16 protein-coding genes are annotated in these 22946 nt (G+C 45.2%); 8 read left to right on the plus strand and 8 right to left on the minus strand.

Annotation, left to right across the window (positions count from 1 at the left end; translation table 11 throughout):
• Positions 1–26: 26 nt before the first annotated feature.
• The gene (locus ACO05P_RS13250; RefSeq protein ID WP_421751528.1) at positions 27–2174 is read right to left on the minus strand and encodes an ATP-binding protein; all 2148 of its coding nucleotides are present in this window, start codon (positions 2172–2174) and stop codon (positions 27–29) included.
• The gene (locus ACO05P_RS13255; RefSeq protein ID WP_421751529.1) at positions 2161–3288 is read right to left on the minus strand and encodes an FIST signal transduction protein; all 1128 of its coding nucleotides are present in this window, start codon (positions 3286–3288) and stop codon (positions 2161–2163) included. Before ACO05P_RS13255 ends, ACO05P_RS13250 begins: the two co-directional genes overlap by 14 nt.
• A gap of 141 nt (positions 3289–3429) precedes the next feature.
• On the opposite strand from ACO05P_RS13255, the gene secA reads away from it, so the two are divergent.
• The 3 genes from secA to ACO05P_RS13270 all read left to right on the plus strand — a co-directional run bounded on the left by secA (position 3430) and on the right by ACO05P_RS13270 (position 8951).
• Positions 3430–6768: a preprotein translocase subunit SecA gene (gene secA, locus ACO05P_RS13260; protein ID WP_421751530.1), complete on the plus strand. Its 3339-nt coding sequence runs from the start codon at positions 3430–3432 to the stop codon at positions 6766–6768.
• A gap of 146 nt (positions 6769–6914) precedes the next feature.
• Entirely contained in the window at positions 6915–7508 is a 594-nt protein-coding gene (locus ACO05P_RS13265) for an RNA polymerase sigma factor (RefSeq protein WP_210760474.1), read from the plus strand.
• A complete protein-coding gene (locus ACO05P_RS13270) occupies positions 7509–8951 on the plus strand; it encodes a hypothetical protein (protein ID WP_421751532.1) in 1443 nt (480 codons plus the stop codon). It abuts the gene before it with no gap.
• Here ACO05P_RS13270 and ACO05P_RS13275 read toward each other — a convergent pair whose 3' ends face one another.
• Entirely contained in the window at positions 8952–10115 is a 1164-nt protein-coding gene (locus tag ACO05P_RS13275; RefSeq protein ID WP_421751533.1) for a methionine aminotransferase, read from the minus strand.
• Between the two features lie 188 nt (positions 10116–10303).
• On the opposite strand from ACO05P_RS13275, the gene ACO05P_RS13280 reads away from it, so the two are divergent.
• Both ACO05P_RS13280 and ACO05P_RS13285 read left to right on the plus strand, forming a co-directional pair.
• On the plus strand, positions 10304–10945 hold the full coding sequence (locus ACO05P_RS13280) for a hypothetical protein (RefSeq protein WP_421751534.1): 642 nt from the start codon (positions 10304–10306) through the stop codon (positions 10943–10945).
• Between the two features lie 23 nt (positions 10946–10968).
• Positions 10969–12843: an ABC-F family ATP-binding cassette domain-containing protein gene (locus ACO05P_RS13285; RefSeq protein ID WP_421751535.1), complete on the plus strand. Its 1875-nt coding sequence runs from the start codon at positions 10969–10971 to the stop codon at positions 12841–12843.
• A gap of 54 nt (positions 12844–12897) precedes the next feature.
• Here the strand turns inward: ACO05P_RS13285 and msrA are convergent, their stop codons facing one another.
• Both msrA and ACO05P_RS13295 read right to left on the minus strand, forming a co-directional pair.
• Positions 12898–13458: a peptide-methionine (S)-S-oxide reductase MsrA gene (gene msrA / locus ACO05P_RS13290; RefSeq protein ID WP_246452222.1), complete on the minus strand. Its 561-nt coding sequence runs from the start codon at positions 13456–13458 to the stop codon at positions 12898–12900.
• 98 nt (positions 13459–13556) lie between these two features.
• Positions 13557–14543, minus strand: coding sequence for an aspartate-semialdehyde dehydrogenase (locus ACO05P_RS13295; RefSeq protein WP_421751536.1), 987 nt, complete (start codon positions 14541–14543; stop codon positions 13557–13559).
• A 44-nt stretch (positions 14544–14587) separates the two neighbouring features.
• On the opposite strand from ACO05P_RS13295, the gene ACO05P_RS13300 reads away from it, so the two are divergent.
• The 3 genes from ACO05P_RS13300 to ACO05P_RS13310 are packed head-to-tail and all read left to right on the plus strand — an operon-like array spanning position 14588 to position 19565.
• Entirely contained in the window at positions 14588–17140 is a 2553-nt protein-coding gene (locus tag ACO05P_RS13300) for a gliding motility-associated C-terminal domain-containing protein (RefSeq protein WP_421751538.1), read from the plus strand.
• Between the two features lie 10 nt (positions 17141–17150).
• Entirely contained in the window at positions 17151–17870 is a 720-nt protein-coding gene (locus ACO05P_RS13305) for a 3'-5' exonuclease (RefSeq protein WP_421751540.1), read from the plus strand.
• A gap of 36 nt (positions 17871–17906) precedes the next feature.
• Complete coding sequence (locus ACO05P_RS13310; RefSeq protein WP_421751541.1) at positions 17907–19565, plus strand: dipeptide ABC transporter ATP-binding protein; 1659 nt, start codon at positions 17907–17909, stop codon at positions 19563–19565.
• On the opposite strand, the gene ACO05P_RS13315 is transcribed toward ACO05P_RS13310, so the two are convergent.
• The 3 genes from ACO05P_RS13315 to ACO05P_RS13325 are packed head-to-tail and all read right to left on the minus strand — an operon-like array spanning position 19562 to position 22944.
• Entirely contained in the window at positions 19562–20956 is a 1395-nt protein-coding gene (locus tag ACO05P_RS13315) for an ArnT family glycosyltransferase (protein WP_421751543.1), read from the minus strand. The two genes, ACO05P_RS13310 and ACO05P_RS13315, sit on opposite strands and share 4 nt — an antisense overlap.
• Entirely contained in the window at positions 20953–22287 is a 1335-nt protein-coding gene (locus ACO05P_RS13320; protein ID WP_421751544.1) for a hypothetical protein, read from the minus strand. Before ACO05P_RS13320 ends, ACO05P_RS13315 begins: the two co-directional genes overlap by 4 nt.
• Positions 22288–22944: a CoA transferase subunit B gene (locus tag ACO05P_RS13325; protein WP_421751546.1), complete on the minus strand. Its 657-nt coding sequence runs from the start codon at positions 22942–22944 to the stop codon at positions 22288–22290. It lies immediately after the preceding gene.
• Between the last annotated feature and the right edge of the window lie 2 nt (positions 22945–22946).

Genomic DNA, 22946 nt, shown 5'->3' on the forward strand with positions numbered 1-22946 from the left:
AAAGCCTCCATTTTTGGGGGCTTTTTTTATGGAGTGCTTTGCTCCATGCAACGGGTGATTTCCTTTAAAAGCTCTTCACTTTTAAAGGGTTTGGTGATATAACCATTAAAACCGTTGCGTTTCACATAGTTTTTAGTCTCTGGCATGGCATCTGCCGTGAGCGCCAGAATGGGAGTTTTGAAATTGGCATTGCCTTCATCATTTCGAATACTTTGCACCGCTTCAAAGCCATTCATTTCCGGCATTTGGAGGTCCATTAAAATCACATCGAATTCTTTTTCGCGGCTTTTATCCAGGGCAACTTTGCCATTGTCAGCCATTTCGAGATGGGCATTCCAGTTTTTGCAAACCTGCATGATTAGCATCTGATTTACCTTATTGTCTTCGGCAACCAATATTTCGATGCCGTTTAAACCATTGCTAAGATCGGCTTCCAGTTCAGGGTCCTTTTGAGCGCTTTCATGACTTTCATGCAGAATGACATTGAAGTAAAAGCAACTGCCTTCCCCTACTTTACTGTCTACCCAAATTTCGCCGCCTTGCAGTTCCACTAACCTTTTAGAGATGGCCAGTCCTAAACCCGTGCCTCCGAAATTCCGCGTAGTATCAGTATAGGCCTGGGTAAAGCTTTCGAAGATGCTGCTTAGCTTTTCAGCGGAGATGCCAATACCACTGTCTTGCACCTTAAAGAGGATATCCCATTCTTCACCCTTATTCATTTTTACCTGGACGCTTGTTTTAACCGCACCTTTACGAGTAAATTTCAGGGCATTACTTATGAGATTGAGTAGAATCTGATTGAGACGATAGGGGTCGCCCAGCAGCTGATCAGGAACTTGATCGTCAATTTCCAGGAGCAGTTCCACTTTATTATGTCGTGCTTTAAGTCGCCAGGTTTCCAGTAGTTTATTCAAAAGATTTCGCAAATCGAAAGGAATCTGCTCCAGCTCAACTTTATTGGCTTCAATTTTCGAGTAATCCAGAATATCATTGATGATCACCAGGAGATTATCAGCCGAGTATTCAATCAATTCTAGGTTCCGTAAAACTTTGGGGTCGAGATTTTTCTCTTGAAGTAAGATTTCTGTGAGCCCCACAATGGCATTCATAGGGGTGCGAATCTCATGACTCATATTGGAGAGGAAATCCGACTTGGCGGCCAAGGCCTTTTCGGCCATTAATTTGGCGACAATCAATTCTTTTTCGAAGCCCTTTCTTTCCGTAATATCCATTAAGGTACCGGTAATTATTTCACCGGAGCTTAAACGACCTTTTTGCTTTTCGGCTCGAAGCAGCATCCAGGCCTTTTCCTGGTTAACCGAAACTTCCATTTTAAACTCCTGGTTTTCCTCAGTAAGTAAGCGGAAGGCCTGGCTTAATTTTTCGCGCCATGGTTCATCTACCACTTCTAGGAGATCACTAATTTGAGGGGAGTTTATTCCGGGCAGGCTTAATAAGCGGAACATCTGTGGAGACCAATAGGAGGTTCCTATAGAGGAAAGTGGATGTTCAAAAGAACCAAGCTTGGTTAGGGCTTGTGCCTGATTGAGGTTATAGCTCGCTTGTCTGAGTTTTTCTTCGGCAACGTATCGGGCATTTATATCAGTTAGGGTTCCGGAAGCGCCCAATAATCTACCATCAGGATCCAGGTCGAGAGTTACAATCGCTTCAGTCCATCTGATTTCACCGGATTTGGTGATATAGCGTAAGTTATAACGACTGGTAGTTTCAGTGCCGTTTACCAGTTCTGAAAGATGGTACATGCTGGTTTCCTTGTCATCCTCATACACCATGCTGGTGAAACTGGTGCCCAAGCTTTCTTCTACCGTATAGCCGGTAATTCGTTCCCAGGCTGAGTTTAAAAAGGTCCAGCAACCATTAATGTCGGTTTGAAATATTACTTCTTGAACATTGTTTACAATTCGCGAAAGACGCGCACTTAAAGCATCGGCCTCCGCAGCTTTGGTTTCAATGGTTTTACGCAGTTCCCGATTGGCCTTAAAAAGTTCCTGGGAGCTGAGTTCCAAAATGTTCTCGGCTTGCTTTATATCTTGATCAAAATCCAGATATGCCTGATTAACAGCTTTTAAAAATCCAGCAGGTATTTCCTCATCAGCTTTGAGGTACTTCCGAATTTGCCTTCGTAATAATCGATGGAGATCAGTTTTTTTCAATTTCGGAGAAGCTGGTTATGGTCATGGTTTGGTTATGCAACTCACATTCTGCACCCTTTTTAAAAGGGGCAATTTCGCCATAGGAGTAAAAGCCAGTAAGGGTGCAGTTGGGCCCGAGAAGCTCGGCCACCGCTTCAATTTCTTCCTCTACCATTTGACGAAGCACTAATTTACGACCCACGCAACTAATACAGATGGCAAATTCGGTGAACGGCAGTTTTGCTAGATCAGCGGCTTCTTCGGCTCCATCAATTAAGCGGTTAACATTGGCCTTCATTAACCGAATGTATGCGCCCTCCGGGATATCGCCGGCAAAGGTGAGGCTTTGGTCTTTTTCACTTACCCCCAAAATGGTTCGCACCAGGGGGCGCTTGTCTTCCGAATAGCGCATGCTTAAGGGAAATAAAAGCCCTGAAGCCGGCAAATTACCCGCTTCTTCCCCTAAAAAGCTCTTGTACAACTGCAAAGCAGGCTGGTGGTCCAGTTCATAAAGAACATTATCCCGGCATTTAGTGACCAGCCTTTCAATGCCAAAGGAATCCCAGCCTCCCATAGAGCCAAAACTTACACTTAAATCACCATAAAAACCTAAGGCGATAAGAAGTTGATCCTGGAGGACTCCATCATTGTCAATTAACAGGGTTTGCTCGAATAGGGGACCATCCCCTGCAAGGCCCCCGGTGATGGAAATAGTGTCTGAAATTCCCTTTCTTAGTCCGTCAACTAATTGGCTGCCATTTACATTGAGGCCATCTGAAAGGATAAAGAGGTGTTTTAAATTTTCGGTTTCAAAGCTTTCAGCCAGGGTTTTTCCCGCTTCAAAGCTTTTACGGCTATCATTGATATTGAATTCCTGATAGCGAACCTCGCTGCGCTCGAAGGCAATGAAATTTACCGAAAGGCTTTCGTCCTTTACGGTGGTGCCCGAAATTTCACCAGCGGTAGAACAGCCTGCCATTATGGCTTGTGGAAATTTCCGGCGTATTTCTTGAACCCAGTCGCTTTGCTGGAGAAGCGTTTTTCCTCCGAAGATCAAAATAAGCTGGGGTTTGAAATCAATTTGATTGAGGCCATCCATCGAATTTTGAGGAAGGCTTAATTGATAACTTTTCATGCAGGGGCTTTAAGGAAGTTAATTTACGAATATTCCTTCGCCCTAACTGAAAAAAGGCTTTTAGCGCCTAATTTCTATGAGGCATACGCGTCACCTTTTAATACCTTTGCGATCCTTCGCTTAAGACAAAATTGAATTTAAATGTTGGGAAACATTCTCGCCAAGATATTCGGCACCAAGAGTGACCGAGATATGAAAGCCCTTCAACCTTTAGTGGACGAGGTTAACGCTGAGTTCGAAAAGCTTAAAGGAATATCTGACGATCAACTCCGTGCGCGTACCGCTGAGTTTCAGGCTAAGATCCAGGAAGCCATCCAAAATGAGGAGCAGGAAATTGCTGAATTGCGTGATAAAATTGAGCAGGAAGAAGAAATTGAGCAAAAGGAGCAATTCTATGAGCAGATTGATGCTCTCAACGAAAAGATAACTGAAGAAATAGAAAAGGCCCTCGATGAAATTCGTGCGCAGGCCTTTGCCGTCGTGAAGGAAACTGCTCGTCGCTGGAAAGAAAACGGAGAGCTGGTTGTGACGGCCACCGAGAAGGATCGCGAACTGGCTTCTAAATTGGATGGAGTTCGAATAGAAGGCGATAAGGCCATTTGGAGCAGCCAGTGGAAAGCCGCCGGGGCCGATATTCATTGGGATATGTTGCACTATGATGTGCAGCTTATTGGTGGATCAGTTTTACATAAAGGCTCTATTGCTGAGATGGCTACGGGTGAAGGTAAAACCCTGGTATCTACTTTGCCCGTTTATTTAAATGCTCTTCCCCAAAGAGGTGTGCATGTGGTGACGGTAAACGATTACCTGGCCCGTCGTGACTCTGAATGGATGGGACCACTCTATCAATTTCACGGTCTGAGTGTTGACTGCATTGATCGCCATCGTCCTAATTCAGAAGAACGCCGTAAAGCCTATCAAGCCGACATTACTTATGGTACCAATAATGAGTTCGGTTTCGATTACCTGCGCGACAATATGGCGGGTAGCCCCGAAGATTTGGTACAAAGAGTCCACAATTATGCTATTGTGGATGAGGTGGATTCGGTATTGATTGATGAGGCACGTACACCATTAATTATTTCTGGACCTACTCCCCAGGGCGATCGCCAGGAATTTAACCAATTGAAACCCCATGTGGTAAAATTGGTAAATGCCCAAAAGGCTTTAGCTACCAGCGAACTGCGAGAAGCACGTAGCTTAATCGCCTCCGGTACGAAAGAAGATAAGGAAGAAGGGGCTAAGAAGCTTTTGAGAGTATACCGCGGTATGCCCAAAAACAAAGCCCTGATAAAATTCCTAAGTGAAGAAGGGATTAAGACCCTCTTGCAGAAGACGGAGAACTTCTACATGCAGGAGCAGAATAAAAACATGCATATCATTGATGATGAACTCTTCTTTACCATCGATGAAAAAAGCAATCAGATTGACCTTACCGACCGCGGGATTGAGTTGATTTCCGGGGATACAGATAAGGATTTCTTCATTCTAGAAGATATTTCCACTCAGCTTTCTGCACTTGAATCAGAAGGCCTTCCGGCTGATGAGCAAGCTAAGCGCAAGGATGAAATTATGCGTGAATTCTCGATCAAGAGTGAGCGCATCCACACCATGAACCAATTGCTCAAGGCCTATACCTTGTTTGAAAAGGACAATGAGTATGTGGTGATGGATAATAAGGTGAAAATCGTTGATGAGCAAACCGGTCGTATCATGGACGGGCGTCGTTATTCTGATGGTTTGCATCAGGCGATTGAAGCCAAAGAAAATGTAAAGATCGAAGCGGCCACTCAAACCTATGCGACCGTTACCTTACAGAATTACTTTCGGATGTATAATAAGCTGAGCGGTATGACCGGTACAGCCGAAACGGAAGCTGAAGAATTATGGGATATCTACAAATTGGAGGTAACCGTAATTCCGACCAATAAGCCCATTATTCGCGATGACCGTGAAGATTTGGTTTACCGCACTCGCCGCGAGAAGTTCAATGCCATTATTGAAGAAATTTCCAAACTGGTGGAAGCAGGTCGTCCGGTATTGGTGGGTACCACCAATGTGGAGATTTCGGAGGTGCTAAGTCGAGCGCTTAAAATTCGTAAGATTCCCCATAATGTGCTGAACGCGAAATTGCACCAAAAGGAATCCGAAATCGTAGCCGAAGCGGGTCAGCCCGGAAAGGTTACCATCGCAACCAATATGGCGGGTCGGGGTACCGATATTAAGCTTACTCCCGAAGCAAAAGCAGCTGGTGGATTGGCAATTATTGGTTCGGAGCGTCATGATTCGCGCCGGGTAGACCGTCAGTTACGCGGACGTTCGGGTCGTCAGGGAGACCCCGGTAGCTCGCAGTTCTTCGTTTCACTCGAGGATGAATTAATGCGTCTCTTTAATTCAGAGCGTGTGGCCAAAATTATGGACCGCATGGGACTGGAAGAAGGTGAGGTGATCCAACATAGTATGGTAACCCGCAGTATTGAGAGAGCGCAGAAAAAAGTAGAAGAAAACAACTTCGGTATTCGTAAGCGCTTATTGGAGTATGATGATGTAATGAACTCACAACGTGAAGTAATTTATCGTCGTCGTCGCCATGCCTTATACGGAGAGCGCATGCAGGTGGATATTGCCAATATGTTCTACGATACCGTAGAAGCGGTAGTGAATGAAACTCAGCCCGCAAAAGACTATGAAAACTTTAAGCTCGAAATGCTAAGGGTTTTCAGTCTGGATACGCCGGTAGATCAGGAGAGCTTTGAGAAAACTAACCCTGACGAATTGGTGAACTCCATTCATGAGGCGGTAATGAAGGCTTATACCAGCAAGAATGAGCGCATTGCCCAAATGGCCTTACCTATCATTAATAATGTGTTTGAGAATCAAGGCGAGCAATACAAGAATATTGTGATTCCATTTACCGATGGGGCCAAGCAAATGCAGATTGTTACCAACCTCGAAAAGGCAGTAAATACTAAGGGTCGTCAGTTGATCCGCGATTTCGAGAAGTCGATTACCCTGGGCTTGATTGATGATAAGTGGAAGGAGCATTTACGCGATATGGACGATTTGCGTCAAAGTGTAGTTACTGCGCAATATGAGCAGAAGGATCCTTTATTGATTTACAAGTTTGAGGCTTTTGAACTCTTCCGTTCTATGGTAGATGAGATGAATCGCGAGATCGCCTCATTCCTCTTTAAAGGTCAATTGCCTAATCAGGATGCGCAACAAGTACAGCAAGCACGTGCACCACAACGCAGTGCTTACGATAATATGCAAACTTCGCATCCTTCAGCAGATGGAAGCCCATCCGGCGAGCAGCCTAAAGCGGCTCCCAAGCGCCAACCGGTGGTAGCTGAGAAGAAGTATGGACGTAACGAACAGGTTACTATTCAGAATCTTAGTACCGGTGAAAAGCGCGAGTTAAAGTATAAAGTGGCCGAAAATATGGTGGCCGGAGGTCAATGGATTGTAATAGATTCCTAACCTAAGTTTCGGATAATGAGATGTTAAAGAGGTCTTCTGCAAAGAAGGCCTCTTTTTTTTTCACTAAATTGGACAACGCTTCATTTTACTCTGCGTCTATTATCAAAAGAACCCGATTTCCATTGAGCTCTAAACCCGACCATATCATGCGGCTGGAGGACCTGGAGGCTTATCGACCCCCCAAGGAAATTCTGCTAAACAACTCCGAGCAAGAGTTGGTGATCGCCTGTGCGGCGGGGGAGAAGCTTGCGCAGAAACGGGTTTACGAATTGTTCTCAGGCAAGATGCTGAATATCTGCCGTCGCTATGCAAAGGATCAGGAGCATGCTCGCGATTTAATGCACGACGGATTTATCAAGGTTTTCTTGAATATCGGAAAGTTTAAAGGACAGGCTTCCTTGCAAACCTGGATTACCAGGATTATGATTAACAATAGCATTAGCGCTATTCGTAAGGAAGTTCGCAAAGGAATTAAGGTAAACCTGGAAGATGTACAAATTCCAGAGCCCGATCCCCAGTTTTTTGAAATGGAAGAGAGCGAAGAAATGAGCGCTCGGGAGGTATTTGAAAAGATCAACGAACTGCCTTTAGGCTATCGTACTGTATTCAGTATGTATGTTTTGGATGGTTATAGCCATCGCGAAATAGCTGAGGAACTAGACATTAGTGAAGGAACCAGTAAAAGCCAACTAGCCAAAGCCAAGCGACTCTTGGTAAAAAAACTACGAGGTGAAGCATAAGTGAAAAAGCAATTACGACATATCGAGGATTTTGTCCGCAGTAAATTGGGTCTTCTGGATGGAGATTCCCAAACGGACTGGCTGGATTTTGAGCGCAAATTGCGTCGGGCAACACGCATCCGACAAATGAAACGCGTGGCGGGAATGGTGAGCGTCTTGCTCCTCCTGGGCTTTAGTCAAACCTTTATTAGTGGGGATTGGCCCTTGAAGGGAAATAATGAGCAAGCTTTTGATGCCCCGGTTCAGGAAACGAAAAGCAGTCCGGCTGAAAAGGCGCAGCCAGAGTCTGAAAGCGCTAAAACCCTGGAGGTTCTTCGAACCCCCGCGGCCGATAATCAGGTGGTAGAAGTGCAGCATGAATTGCCCGAAAAGCAAAAGTCCAGGTTGGATGCTGTTCCAAAATTAGCTAGGCAAAAAAACAGTCAGGAAGGTCCGGCGAAAGCTCAGGGCCCTTTGTTGGCTATGGCTGATGCTACTGAAATGGAAGCTTCGGATGGCGAGGAAGAGCCTGCCTTGGAAGAATGGACTTTACAAGAAGTTATTGCGCGACCAGAGCATCAGGCAGAAATTAAGAACCTGCCAGCAGGTACAATTTTTAAAGAAGGGGAGAAGATTGGTGAGAGCCCATTTCCCTTTGATTATGAATTGCCGAAGATGACTTTAAGCGAAGCCGATATTAAGGCTCGTAAACCCGGTTTTACCGATAATATTAGTGTCAGAAAGGGTCCGTATATAAGCCCTTTGCAAGAAAAGCGCTCCTGGTCTTATAGCTTAAACCTCTATCCCAATTTCGCTTTCCGTGAGTTTAAGATTGATCCTCTTAAACGGACTTTATTGCACAGCGATTTTATTGATGCCATGCAGGCCTCTGAGACTTCCGGGGTAAATATAAATATTGGTTTAGAGGTGAGTAAACGCATTGGGCCAATTACCTATCTAAATACCGGAATCGAATACATTAACAATAGCTATAATGCGGAGTTTGACTTTGTGAACTTCCGTCATGCGAACTTTAATGAAGACGGAGAGATTATTAACTACACCTTATTGAAGGATCCGCAACGTATTGCATTTAGCGACCTCAATAGCTTTCATTTTCTGAACTTCCCCATGAGTATCAGTTACCAACCTTGGGCTTCGGATCACCTGCGAATTAATCTCGAATTTGGATTTAGCCTACTCTACTTTTTGGAAGCGCAAGGTTCTACTATCGATTACCGTACTCTTGAACTTATTGACCTGGCGGATCGGAGTTACCGTAAATACATGGCATCCAGTAGCCTGAAATTAGGAGTGCAATATTATTTAAGTCCCAATATGAACATTGGTCTTGAGCCTACCTTAATGTACTTTACCAATAGTATATATACTGAGGACTATCCATTTGAGGTGATTCCCTATTCTATGGGTCTAAACCTCAACCTGCAAATGAAGTTGCAGTAATTAAACTTTGGAGAGGGCTTCTACTCCTTTTTCCAGGGTTTGATCATCCTTTGCAAAGCACAATCGCAAGACTTTATGGTCTACCGGATCTCGATAAAAGGGACTAAGTGGAATACTGGCCACTCCAAATTCGGTGGTAAGCCTTTCGGCGAAAGCCATTTCAGACTCCTGACTGATATCCGAATAATCAATTAGCATGAAATAGGTGCCTTCGCTGGGAAGGGCTTTAAAACGAGTGCGTTCTTGCAAGTTTTGAAGGAGCCAATCATGTTTCTCCTTGAATAATTTACCCAATCCTGCTAGGTCTAAACGGGGTAAATAATCTGCCAAAGCCCATTGTAAAGGATGATTGATGCTAAAAACAAAGTACTGATGCACTTTTTTAAATTCACGCATCAGGTTTTCCGGGGCTAAACAGTAGCCAATTTTCCAGCCCGTAACATGAACAGTTTTCCCTAAGGAACCCACCACAAAAGAGCGCTTTCGCAAGTCGGGGAACTGGCGAACACTGCGTTTTTGCTTAGGGTCGAAAACTAAATGCTCATAGACTTCATCCGCCAAGATGAGAATATTGGAATCGCTTACTAACTCCTGTAACTGTAAATAGTCTTCTTCTTTCCAGGTGCGTCCACTGGGATTATGCGGACTGTTGATTATGATCATTTTGGTGCGATGGCTAATGAGCCTTTTCACCTGATCCCAGTCGACACTGTAATCCGGATGCTGCAGTTTAATGGTAATGGGCCTTCCCCCATACAGCTCAATCATGGGAAAATAAGAATCGTAAGCCGGACTAAATACAATCACCTCATCTCCTTCGCGGATGGCACATGCCAAGGCAGTGCCCAGAGCCTGAGTTGCGCCGGCAGTTACGCAAATTTCACTTTCCGTATTGTAGGGACTGTTAAATTCCTGATCGCTCAGCTTACAGAGTTCTTCGCGAAATGCCGGGTGTCCGGCCATTGGTGCATATTGATGAGGACCCTTATCTACATAGTAATGCACCCTTTCAATCAGCGCTGGGTCTACCGGAAAATCCGGGAAACCCTGCGATAGGTTTACAGCCTTATGCTTTTGGGCTAAGGCGGTCATTTTACTGAAAATGGTTTCCCCTACATGACTTAAGTTTCCGCTAAAGCTGAGGGGTTTATCGGAATCGGACATTTTGCACAATTTCGGTTCGTTTCTGTAAACCTCTGGTCTTAATTAGGGTTGATTAAGAATAGGCCATAGCCACCAACCTTAAAAACCAAAGAGCTAAGGTACGCAGAAGTACAGGCCTGCAAAAGCATAATGAGTCTGGAAAATTCCCTTTCAAAGTTTATGAAAAACCCTTTAGCTATATTTCAGCAATGTTAAGACATGCCCTCTATAGCCAAAGTTTTCGGGTGCTGGAGCCCTTTTTCAAGGAGGAGGGTTTTAGCTATTTACCCCTGGCCTATCAATTTCGAAAGACGGAAGATTGGGGCTGGCAAACGATCAGCCTAAGCTTAAAAAATGAGGGCAATCAAACTTATATCGATTGCCATTTTGGCTTGCGTCTAAACATTGTTGAGCAATTAGTAGAGCCTTATGCCCGAACCCTATGGGAGAATTTAGCGGAAGATAGTACCTACCAATGTTCCTTACTGCAGTTCCATAAAGTCGAGCAAAGTCATTTGCACCTTTCGAGGGAGAGTGATTTGGACCGCTTGGCAGCGCATATCAAAGATTTTTTTCGACGGGAGGGTTTTGGTCTGCTGGGGCAATGGCAAGAGCTTCCAAGACTACATCAATGGATAAGCCGGGAGTCAAAGCAACCCAAGGCCCTGCCTGGCTTTAGCTTCCTTAATTGCTTTCGCGCATTGGCCATTGCCAGTTTAATTCAAGTCCCAGACTGGGAGCAAAAACAGAGGTATTACGGGCAATTGTTAAGGGATATAGATTGTCCTTTAATGATTCGGGAGAAGTACCAGGAATTTAGCCGTCAACTAGCCACTACTGCCCTCAACTAATCCGTATTTTCGCGCCCTGCGTGATGAATTACCTATCAGTTGAAAATATTGCCAAAGCCTATGGAGCCCGGAAGCTTTTTGAAGGGGTTTCCTTTGGTTTAGCCGAGGGCGAAAAGGCAGCTTTAGTGGCCCGAAATGGAAGTGGTAAAACTACTCTCTTACGACTCCTTGCGGGCATAGAAGCACCCGATACTGGTCGGGTTACTTTTAGAAAAGGAATCCGAGTGGAGTTCTTAAGTCAGGAACCCGATTTAGACCCCGAACGCAGTATTATCGAAAGCGTATTGGCAGCGGAAAACCCCATGAGCAAGGCCTTGATTCAGTATGAGGAAGCTTTGGAGAACATGGAGGATACCGAAAGCTATCAAAGAGCTTTTGATGCCATGGAGCGCTTAAAGGCCTGGGATTTTGAGGGACAGGTACGAACGGTATTAGGGAAATTAGGGCTGCATCAGGTAAAGCAGAAAATTGAATCTCTATCCGGGGGCCAGAAAAAAAGAGTGGCCCTGGCGAAAATTCTGATTTCATCACCCGATCTTTTAATCTTAGATGAGCCTACTAACCACTTGGATTTGGATATGATCGAGTGGTTGGAAACCTATCTGAGCCAAAAGAGTATGACACTCTTAATGGTGACGCATGATCGTTATTTCCTCGAATCCGTTTGTGATGCCATCCTCGAATTGGAGGATGCTAAGCTGTATCGCCATCCTGGTAACTATAGTAAGTTTTTGGAGCGCAAATCGGAACGGCAGGATGTGGAGGCGGTTAATGTGGATAAGGCCCGCAATCTGATGCGCAAGGAACTGGAGTGGATTCGCCGTCAGCCCAAAGCGAGAGGCACCAAGAGCAAGGCCAGGATAGATGCCTTTGATGATATAAAAAAGGAGGCCAGTAAAGATTTACGGGAAGATCAGCTTCAGCTGAATATTAAGATGACCCGCCTGGGCAGTAAGATTTTGGAAGTGCATAAACTGAAGAAGTCCTATGGAAAAAAGCAGCTGATTGAAAACTTCAACTACGTATTTAAGAAGGGCGAAAAAATAGGGATTGCCGGTGCTAATGGATCGGGGAAATCAACCCTGCTTCGCATGCTAACCGGTTTGGAAGAGCCCAGTGGCGGGAAGATTATCATTGGCGAAACCGTACAATTTGGTTTCTATACCCAAAGCGGATTGGAGCTAAAAGAAGACAAGCGGGTTATTGATGTAGTGAAGGATATTGCAGAGTACATCCCTCGCGAAGGCAAAGGGGGCGATTTAAGTGCCACCCAGCTTTTGGATCGCTTTCTGTTTGATGGCGACAAGCAATATACCTACGTATCAAAATTAAGTGGTGGGGAACGTCGCCGCTTATTCCTTTGCACCGTATTAATGGCCAATCCGAACTTTTTGATTTTGGATGAGCCCACCAATGACCTGGATATTTTAACCCTTAATGTATTGGAGGATTTTCTGATGCAATTTCCGGGTTGCGTATTGGTGGTTACCCACGACCGCTACTTCATGGATAAGATTTGCGATCACCTTTTTGCCTTTGAAGGAGAAGGACAAATCAAGGATTTCCCGGGTAATTATACCGAGTATCGAGCCGCCCAAGCGGAAGAGGCCGCGCAACGCAAATTGCGGAATGAGAGCATGGTGAAAACCAAGGCCAAAGCAGCGGAAAAGCCCAAGGAGAAGACCAAGCTGACCTATGCAGAAAGGCTGGAGTTTGAGGCTTTGGAAGGTGAAATTGAGGACTTAGAAACTCGTCGCGAAAGCCTTGCGGCTAAATTGGAAGCAGCAGCCACAGATGCGGATAAGATCATGGAGATTTCTTCGCAGTTGGAAGAGCTACAAGCCGAATTGGAGGCTAAGGAAATGCGATGGTTAGAACTTAGCGAGTACGCCGAATAAAAAAAAGCCCGAAAAGCAGAACTCTCCGGGCTTCAACAATTCTATAAATCTCTACTAAAACCGTTTGGTGTAAGTATGGCAGTAAGGAGTGCCACCTTTCTTTTGGTAATAGTCGTGATGGTATTCTTCTTGCTCCTTGTAAAAAGTGGCTCCACCTGTAATCTCGGTAGCTACACTAATACCTTTAGCTTCCAATTGAGCTTTCAGCTTTTCGGCAATCGCTTTTTGTTCATCATTTAAATAAAAGATCGCGGTGCGATATTGAGTGCCAATATCCGGACCCTGACGATTCACTTGAGAAGGATCGTGAGTTTCAAAGAAAAGCTTGCAAAGGGTTTCATAGTCGGTTACTTCCGGATCGTAGATTACCTCTACGGTTTCGGCATGTCCGGTTCTTCCGGTGCATACTTCTCGATACGTAGGATTAGCTACATGTCCGCCGGCATAACCCACATTGGTTTCAATTACACCTTCTGCTTGTTGCATATAGTATTCCGTTCCCCAATAGCAACCAGAGGCAAAAAGGGCGCGGGCATATTCTTTGGATTCACTCATTTTTTGGGCATTTAAACTCAGTCCGATAAAGGAAATTAAAAGGATCAATATTTTTCGCATGGCTCGCATTTATATACTAGACGAGAGCAAGCTCTTTTTGTTTCCGGAATTAAGCTTTTTTTAACGAATCCACTTGAATCCCAGAAAACAAAGAAATATTAAACGATACCTTTTTCCTGCAGCATTTCGGCGATCTGCACTGCATTGGTGGCCGCTCCTTTGCGCAGATTATCCGCAACAATCCATAGGTTCAAGGCATTTACCTTGCTTAAATCTCTTCGAATACGACCCACGAAAACCTCATCCTTACCTTCGGCATAGCGAGGCATAGGATACTGATTAACATCGGTATTATCCTGAAGGCTAATTCCCGGGCTATCCGCCAAAAGGCGCTTTAAATCGCTGATTTGATATTCTGATTTAAACTCCAAATTCACGCTTTCACTGTGCCCGCCTTTCACTGGAATACGCACGGCAGTTGCGGTTACGGCAATGGCTGGATCCAGAATTTTATGGGTTTCGTTCACCAATTTCATTTCTTCTTTGGTGTATCCATTTTCCATAAAAACATCGCAGTGCGGCAGGGCATTTTCATGGATGGGATAAGGATAGGCCATTTCGCCACTTAGACCTTGTTTTTCGTTTTCCAATTGCTGTACGGCCTTTACCCCAGTACCGGTAATGCTTTGGTAGGTGCTAACCACCACCCGGTCGATACCATATTTACGATGCAAGGGAGCCAGTACCATTAACATCTGAATGGTAGAGCAGTTTGGATTGGCAATAATGTATTTACCTTTTTCGAGGAGATCCCCATTAATTTCGGGCACCACTAAAGGAATACCTTCCTCCATACGCCAGGCGGAGGAATTGTCGATAACATAACAGCCTTCCTCAGCAAATTTCGGAGCCCACTCCAATGAAGTGCCTCCTCCGGCAGAAAATAGAGCCATATCAGGTTTCGCTTCCAGGGCATCCTTCAGGCCAATAACCTTGAGTTTCTTATCGGCAAAAGCCACTTCCTTACCCTTCGACTTTTCTGAAGCCACAGGCAGAATTTCATGATTCTCAAAACCTCTTTCGTGCAGAACCTGCAACATTACCTGACCAACCATGCCGGTTGCGCCTACTACGGCTATTTTCATTCTTTTAAGTTTAAGCCGCAAAACTAAACCTAAAACCTGATTTTATGATGCGATATCTATGGGCTCTATTGCCCCTTAGTCTTTGTGGGCAAAATTTAATCTATCAAGACTTTAGTGCTGGCCAAGCTTTGGACTCCCTCTGGCAGGGGGACCTCCAAAATTTTGAGTTTCGCGATTCAGCTTTAGCCTTAAATGATTCCGTGGCGGGCCAAAGCACGCTCTATCATTCATCGGAGGTAATGACGGCTGCACGCTGGGATTTTCACGGTCGGCTGGACTTTAATCCCAGCAGCTCAAATTACCTGAAAATCCAGGTGATGCTAAATCAAGTACCGCCGGATAGCAGCCTATTTAGCTATTACCTTAAACTGGGAGGGAATTCGCAAGACCAAATTCAATTTTATCGGCAGGAGCCTGATGGAGATCAATTACTGGCAGCTTCAGCTGCAGATTTTTTAGATCTGAACACGGTTCAGTATCACATCAGCCTCAGGCGTAATGCCGATCTTCTTTGGGAGCTTTATGCAGATACTGGTGAGTTTGAGCAGTGGTATTTACAGGCATCCTTTATTGATAGCATTCACACTTATTCGCAGGGCATATCCTTAACTTGTCATTATACCAAAACCCGCAGTACAAAATTCTATTTCGACAGCCTTCGCATAGAGGGTGTAGCTTATCCGGATAGTATCGCTCCGGAGCTCTTAAGCTGGAGCTTGATGGGAGACAGTACTCTTCATTTAAATTTCTCTGAAAAGCTGGCTCCACCTCAGCTTAGCGCTTTTGAAATTTCATCAGGTATTCAATTGGATGCCTTGGATTGGCAGGCAGAGAACCCACAAGACTTGATGCTCCATTTTAAAGATCCATTACCTCCAAATCAGCCTATTTTATTGAGGATGGAAAATCTATCCGATCTATTCGGAAACCACTATTCCGATAGTCTCAACCTACTTTATCGGCAGGTTTTAGCCGGGGAACTCCGAATTAATGAAATCATGGCCGATCCCAGCCCCAAAGTGGACTTGAACCCCAATAGCTTTCCGGAAGTGGAGTTTATCGAATTGATCAATGTTTCGCAATTGGCGATTCCCATGGATCAGGTAGAGTTACACATTGGGGGACGTAGCTATTCATGCCCTCCCTTTTGGCTACAGCCTGATTCCTTTTTAGTGCTTAGCGCTGCTAATACTGCGGTCTATTGGCCTGCACAAATACCGGTTTTGGGCTTAAACTGGTCAAGTTCAGCTCTCACGAATGACGGCAATCGTATTGCCCTCTATAATTCAGATGCGATAGAAATTGAGTCCCTGCATTACAGTTCAGATTGGTATCAGGATGCCCTGAAGGCAGAAGGAGGTTGGAGTTTAGAGAGGAAGGATGCCTTCTCGGATTGTCATACAATTTGGAATTGGCAGGCCAGTAAAGACCCTAGCGGTGCCAGTCCCGGCCGAAGGAACTCTATTGCTGATGTTTATCACGATAGCCTCAAGGCAGAAGCCTTAGCCCTAAAAATCCCATCGCCCTTTGAAATTCAAATCGACTTTAACCGCAGTTTACACGAGCTTAGTCCCTGGCAGATTGAACCTCCTATTTTAATTGATAGTCTGGCCTTGTCTGGGGAGGCTAAAAGTCATCACATCTATTTATACCAAGCTTTAGACGAAGGGCTTTTATATCGGGTATTTTGCGAAGAAGGCTTGGTGGATTGCCGCAATCAAATCTATCAGCCGGATAGTTTAAAAGTGGGCTTAGCCTTAAAACCCCAGCCAGGCCAGGTGCGCATTTCAGAAGTTCTCTTTAACCCCTATCCCAATGGAAAGGACTTTGTTGAAATCAGGAATATAGGTCCCGGTTTTTTGGATTTGGCTGACCTGCGCCTGGCAGTCTGGAATCCTGAATTGCAAGAGGTGGTGGATGTAAAAGTGCTAAGCCAGGAGCATCGATTGATCGCAGCAGACTCTTGCCTGGTAATGGCCACTGAGGCAGAAGCACTCCAAGCATTTTACCAAGTCAGGGAAACGAATTTTCAGGTGGTGGCAGAGCTCCCCTCTATGCCGGATGAAGGGTTGGAACTGGTCTTGATGCGCTCCGATCTCGAAATTTTAGATCACATTTTGCTTAGTGAAGAATCGCATGCTCCCTACTTAAGTTCTGGCGAGGGCGTAAGTTTATATCGGCTCGATTTTCAACAAAATGCTTTGCGATCGGATCAATGGCAAAGCAGTCCTGCTACCCTGGGTTATGCAACTCCCGGATGGTATTTCGATAGTAAAAGGAACCTTTCCAAAGTCCAATGGCAAGCGCATCCAGATTATCTAAGCCCTAATGGAGATGGCTATCACGACTATTTGGAGCTCCATTATAATCTAGCGCAAGATGCCTGGATTCAAATTCATATATACGACCGCCAGGGTAATTTGCAAAAGGAGCTGATAGCCGGAGATCAAGCGAGCGCTACAGGCTTTGTAGTTTGGCAAGGTGAGGATGATAGAGGGCAATTATGTGCGGCTGGCGTGTACCTGGCCTTTTTGGAATACCGTTTTGCCGATGGTGAAATGGGTCGAGCGCGTTGCAGCTTCGTATTAAGTCATTAAATTTCCCACTATGATCAGTTTACAGCAGATTCAACAAGTCCTTTTCTTAGACATTGAAACCGTAAGTTCTCATGCCGAATTTGAGCAAATGAGCGAGGACTGGCAAGGGCTTTGGGCCGATAAAACCCGTTTTCAAAGACAGGAGGAAAGTCCGGCCGAATTTTACCCTAAGCGTGCCGCCATCTTGGCGGAGTTTGGCAAGGTCGTTTGCATATCCTGCGCCTTTTTCAGTTTGCAAAATGGGCAGTGGGAATTACGCATGAAGAGCTTTTGCGATTCAGATGAAGCCCAACTTTTACAAGACTTTGCCCAGCTTTTAGAGCGCCTGCCCAATTTCAGACTTTGTGCACATAATGGTAAGGAATTCGATTTCCCTTATTTGAGTCGTAGGATGATTAGCCATGGTATTAAGCTTCCGGGTCAACTCAATAATGCCGGTAAAAAGCCCTGGGAGGTTCCCCATATCGACACCATGGAACTCTGGAAGTTTGGGGACTATAAAAGCTTTACCAGCCTTAAATTACTAGCCGCCCTATTTGGAATTCCAAGTCCTAAAGATGATATCGATGGTTCGCAGGTAGGAGCAGTATACTGGCAGGAACAGGACTTGGACCGCATCCGAGTTTATTGCGAAAAGGATGTTGTTACGCTGGTGAAGGTCTTTTTGCAAATCACGCAAGTGGAGGTTCCGATGGATTTTGAAGTGTACAACAATTCGGCTGCTGAATAAGCTTTGAGGGGCCATCAGGATTCTTAATTTAGGGGCATGGTAAACAAGCCCTTGCTTCGTGTAGAGCATTTGGAAATTTCAAAAGGCAGCCAAATTTTGGTTCAGGACCTGAGCTTTGAATTAGCCCCGGCTAAAACCTTGGCCATCGTAGGTGAATCGGGCTCAGGTAAAACGCTGAGTAGCTTAGCGCTGATGGGTTTACTGCCTTCGAGCTTAAGCTTGAAGGGAAAGCTGAAATTAAAGAACTGGGATTTACAGGACCTGGATGAAGAGGCCTGGTCTAAACTTCGGGGCAAGGAAGTGGCGATGGTTTTTCAAGAGCCGATGTCGGCCTTAAACCCTTCCATGAAATGCGGAAAACAAGTAGCCGAGATTCTCTCCGTGCATGGTCAAAAGAAAGGCCTAAAAGAAAGGGTTTTAGACCTTTTTCGGGAGGTGGAATTACCTAGAGTAGAGGAAATCTACCAAAGCTATCCCCATCAATTAAGTGGCGGGCAAAAGCAAAGGGTGGTAATAGCCATGGCCATTGCCAATAATCCAGCATTGCTTATCACGGATGAGCCTACCACAGCGCTGGATGTTAGTGTACAGTCCAGCATTCTGAAATTGCTTAAAAAGCTTCAGGAAGAGTATAATATGGCGATGATTTTCATCTCCCATGATTTGGGCCTGGTGCGTAAAATCGCCGATGAGGTACTGGTGCTTTATCAAGGTCAATTGAAGGAACAAGGCAGTGCTGAGCAAATTTTTAATCAACCTCAAGATCCCTATACCAAGGGCTTAATTGCCTGCCGACCTGGACCTGATACCCATTTTAAGCGTTTGCCTTTGGTGCAGGATTTTTTATTGGGCCACGTCCAGGATTTGGAAGAAATTGATCCGGCGAAGAAGGAGCAAAAGGCGATGGCTCGTGCCAAACAGAGTCCGCTATTAAGCATTAGGGCCATGGACAAGGTATATCGCTCTAAGAGTGGTTTGCTAGGTCGTGTAAAAGAGGTGAAAGCGGTTCAGGAAGTGAATCTCGATATTTATCCGGGTGAAAGCCTGGGTTTGGTAGGTGAGTCGGGTTCTGGTAAGAGTACCATTGGCAGAATATTGGTAGGCCTTGAACACGCTGAGGAAGGTGAGATTTTCTATGAAGGTCAGGATATTCGCAATCTATCCAAAAAGGCCTGGCGCAAATTGAATCGGGAGATTCAGATCATATTTCAAGATCCTTATGGTAGCCTTAATCCCCGCATTACCGTGGGTGAAAGCATCGCTGAAGTATTAAGGGTGAATGCCCATCGCAGCAAGGAGGAGGCTAAAGAAGAAGCCCTGAATTTATTAGAGAAAGTAGGGCTCTTGAAGGATTATGCCGGTCGTTATCCCCATGAGTTTAGTGGTGGACAAAGACAGCGCTTGGGCATTGCCCGGGCCTTAGCCTTAAGTCCTAAATTTTTGGTTTGTGACGAATCGGTAAGTGCTTTGGATGTAAGCGTGCAAGCCCAAATCCTTAATCTCTTAAATGATTTAAAGGAGGAGTATGGATTTACCTACCTCTTCATTTCGCATGATTTGCAGGTGGTGCGTTATTTCTGTGATCGTGTATTGGTATTGCGAAACGGGCAATTGGTAGAAGAGGGCTTTGCAGAGAGCTTATTCCAAAATCCACAAGAGGAATACACAGCCCGCTTAATTGCGGATCAGCATTAAGGTAGAGGACGTAATTCTTTTTCCCGTCCTTCCTCATCATAAACAATTTGATAGATAGGCCTTTGACTGCTTTCCATTTTTTGCAGGAAGGAACTAGGTGTGGATCGGTTTAAGACTAAATAATCACAATAGAACTGTGCCTCAATATTGCTGAATTCCTTCGCCCCAATTAAGATCGCATCCGGCGAAAGCCGCCCTTTTAAACTGCGGTAGAATTGAGCTCGGGCCTGATTTTCCGGATAACGATCCGCGAAATCCACAAAAGGGAGATAGGCCATTTGGGCAAAGGCTAAGAGCAGAAAGCCCAAACTGATGTAGCGCCAAAATGGCTTTTTGGGGCTTAAGCGGCTGAGTAGAATCAGCACCAAAGGCAAGGCAATAAAGCTAAATGCGGGTAATTTGGTTTGAGCCAGACTAAAGAAAATCAGGACGAATCCCACACTAAATGCTGCTGCTCGGAACATTGGCTTTGCTTTCATCGATGCTTTATTTAGGATTAGCGCCAAAGGGATTAAGGCAAGCAAAAGAAAGAAGTGGCTACCCCACTGATGGAAATGAAAATACCAGGGCTGTTGATGGTTTTCGATTACCTCTGCAAAGTGTTCCTGATTAAAGGCGAAGGCGGCTTTTGCTTCGGTAGGAAAAGTCCAAAAAGTATAAATATACCAGGGAGCAATCAGAATCAGGCTTATGCCCAGGGCCTTTAATTTTGGGGCTAAATCTTGAATGCGCCCTCCTTTATAATCGGCAAGAAACCAGAATAGAAAGGGCAAGAAACCTGCTAACCATTTTGTAAGGACCGCGGCGGCTATAAAGAGGGAAATGAGGATGAGGCGACCGGTACTTTTCTTTTGCTGATAGGCTAAAATCATCCAAAGGGCCAGACTTATGCAAGTGATAAAGGCCAGATCATTATGGTCCATACCCTGCCAACCCATCATGAGTTTTAAGAGGAAAGGGTTTAAACAAAGACCGGCTGCAATAAAGCTGGCTGTCCATTTATCCAGATCCAGGAGGATTTGGATGCGCAGAAAGCTGAAATACAGCAAGAGCATGGATAAGGCACTGGCGAAGCGAAATTGAAATAAACCCACCCCAAAGACTTTCATGAAGAGGGCTTCGATATAGCTGAAAAGAGGGGGTTTATGCAACCAGATATGACTGTTGTACCAAGCGCTGCTCGTGCTGGCATTTTCAAATACTTCCAAAGGGTATAATTGCCCTATCCAGGGATAGTTTAGCAGGTTTTTAGCCACCAGGGCATGGAAACGTTCATCCCACCAAAAAAGGAAATCGGGCTTTTGGATTAAATAGAGGAATAAAGCTAGTAGTGCAAGTGGAATTGCACCGTAAATAAAGAGGAGCTGCGTCTTGAGTTTTTGCGCCCTCATTCCTCTTCCCCTTTCAAAGCGGCATCGTAATCGGGTGGGTCGAGGTATTTGTCGTGGTCTTTAACGTAATGGTCGATAAAAAACTGCTTCCAAAACAGTTCTTTGCTCATGCTGTCCCAGTGAATAATAGTGCTCTTGTACTGTTTATTCATAAAAATGGACCAAACCGCCAGGAAGCTGATCACTAAAAAGGCGGGGAGCTTTAACCAAAGTTTTTGCTTGAGAATCCACTGCAAGCTGAAGCCTAAGGCCAGGGCCATAAAAGGTAAAAACTCGATCAGTGGACGAGCACCAAAACTACCGCCATACCACCAGCACCACCAGCTAAAGGTGACCCAAAAAGCCAGGAGCAGGGTAAGCATTGTGGCCAGGGCTTCTTTACGATGGGCTTTAAAGAGGAAGTAAAAGCCAGGTAAGCTTACAAAGAGCAGAGGACTGTATACAAACCAGCCTTTGCGATAACTAAAGAGGCCTTTCCAAATTTCCGGACTGAGAAAGAAAAATCCTTCTTCGGTATAGGAGTAAATGATCCAATGGCCGGTCATGTATTTCCAATAAAAAAGCTGGGGCGATACGGCCATTAAGATTAGTAAAGCGGCTAAGCCACCATGTATCCACCATTGAATGCCTTTTAAAGGTTTATCCCAAATAAGCAGGAAAATAGGGAAGACTAAGGCAATTACATTGGTGGGGCGAATTAAGATGATAAGCCCCGCAGCCAGGCCCATGATTACTACCTCTTTAATGGAGGCTTTCTTGCGATAGACTTCGAAACGCCAGAGGACTAGGCTTACCAGAGCAAAGCTGAAAACATGGCTCATAGGCTCCACAAAACTGTAGTGGGGCATATTGGTGCCGGCGAAAATGAGAACTGCCGCCAGGGAGGCAATTCCGGGGCTGAGAAAAGATTGTAAAAAGCGTTTCAAGAAATAGAGGCCGGCCAGGGCATAAGCCAAGGCCGCGGCTAGGAGCGCTAAGCGGTAGGGGGCACTAAAGCCATCGGCTTCATAAGTATCGCTAAGGCTGGCATAAAGGTGGCCGGCAAAAAAGAAGGGACTGTATAAAATGGCGGGTCCGGCGGTCATTTTTACAAAGCGATTGCCTTCGGCATCCGTTTTCATATAAAAATGGCGCTTACCCCATTCTTCCACCGGATGCTCAAATTTTAAGTCATCGTAAATAAAGAGCGCAGGTAGGTAATGGTAATAGAGGGTAATATCCCAATCGATAGTGGGCTTTTTATTCCAAAAGCGAGAGGAAACAAAAACCAGCAGGCATACGAGAATGAGGAGCTGGTAAATGCCTTCCAGTCGAAACCAGCGGGACTTCATTTAGTCCAGTTTCATGGTAGGGATATCGCCTTCAACAATTAGGCGTCCTTCGGTAGCATTGCGCACTTCATCCACACTAATGCCGGGTGCTAATTCACGCAGGTAAAATGCATTGTCTTTAATATCGAGCACCGCCAAATTGGTTACCACTTTTTTAACGCAGCCCACACCGGTAAGGGGTAAGGTACATTTGGTAAGTAGTTTAGACTCCCCTTTTTTATTGGTGTGCATCATGGCCACGATGATATTATCGGCCGAGGCTACTAAATCCATAGCGCCGCCCATGCCTTTTACCATTTTACCGGGGATTTTCCAGTTGGCGATATCTCCGTTTTGGGCTACTTCCATGGCGCCTAAAACGGTCATTTGTACATGCTGTCCGCGGATCATGCCGAAGCTGGTAGCCGAATCGAAGAAAGTTGCTCCAGGAAGGGCGGTAATGGTTTGCTTGCCCGCATTAATTAGATCGGCGTCTACCTGATCTTCGGTGGGGAAAGGCCCCATGCCTAAAATGCCGTTTTCACTTTGAAACTCTACCGAAATTCCTTCAGGAATATAATTGGCTACCAAGGTGGGGATACCAATTCCAAGGTTTACATAATATCCGTCTTGCATTTCTTGAGCAATGCGTTGGGCAATTCCGTTCTTATCGAGCATAG

Source organism: Croceimicrobium sp. (genome assembly GCF_965228705.1).
Lineage (GTDB): Bacteria > Bacteroidota > Bacteroidia > Flavobacteriales > Schleiferiaceae > Croceimicrobium.

Coding starts and splice junctions, on each gene's coding strand:
- ACO05P_RS13315 (WP_421751543.1), bottom strand. CDS start 20,956: ATGAGGGCGCAAAAACTCAAGACGCAGCTCCTCTTTATTTACGGTGCA.
- ACO05P_RS13255 (WP_421751529.1), bottom strand. CDS start 3,288: ATGAAAAGTTATCAATTAAGCCTTCCTCAAAATTCGATGGATGGCCTC.
- msrA (WP_246452222.1), bottom strand. CDS start 13,458: ATGCGAAAAATATTGATCCTTTTAATTTCCTTTATCGGACTGAGTTTA.
- ACO05P_RS13265 (WP_210760474.1), top strand. CDS start 6,915: ATGCGGCTGGAGGACCTGGAGGCTTATCGACCCCCCAAGGAAATTCTG.
- ACO05P_RS13325 (WP_421751546.1), bottom strand. CDS start 22,944: ATGCTCGATAAGAACGGAATTGCCCAACGCATTGCTCAAGAAATGCAA.
- ACO05P_RS13310 (WP_421751541.1), top strand. CDS start 17,907: ATGGTAAACAAGCCCTTGCTTCGTGTAGAGCATTTGGAAATTTCAAAA.
- ACO05P_RS13300 (WP_421751538.1), top strand. CDS start 14,588: ATGATGCGATATCTATGGGCTCTATTGCCCCTTAGTCTTTGTGGGCAA.
- ACO05P_RS13320 (WP_421751544.1), bottom strand. CDS start 22,287: ATGAAGTCCCGCTGGTTTCGACTGGAAGGCATTTACCAGCTCCTCATT.
- ACO05P_RS13275 (WP_421751533.1), bottom strand. CDS start 10,115: ATGTCCGATTCCGATAAACCCCTCAGCTTTAGCGGAAACTTAAGTCAT.
- ACO05P_RS13305 (WP_421751540.1), top strand. CDS start 17,151: ATGATCAGTTTACAGCAGATTCAACAAGTCCTTTTCTTAGACATTGAA.
- ACO05P_RS13285 (WP_421751535.1), top strand. CDS start 10,969: ATGAATTACCTATCAGTTGAAAATATTGCCAAAGCCTATGGAGCCCGG.
- ACO05P_RS13280 (WP_421751534.1), top strand. CDS start 10,304: ATGTTAAGACATGCCCTCTATAGCCAAAGTTTTCGGGTGCTGGAGCCC.
- secA (WP_421751530.1), top strand. CDS start 3,430: ATGTTGGGAAACATTCTCGCCAAGATATTCGGCACCAAGAGTGACCGA.
- ACO05P_RS13295 (WP_421751536.1), bottom strand. CDS start 14,543: ATGAAAATAGCCGTAGTAGGCGCAACCGGCATGGTTGGTCAGGTAATG.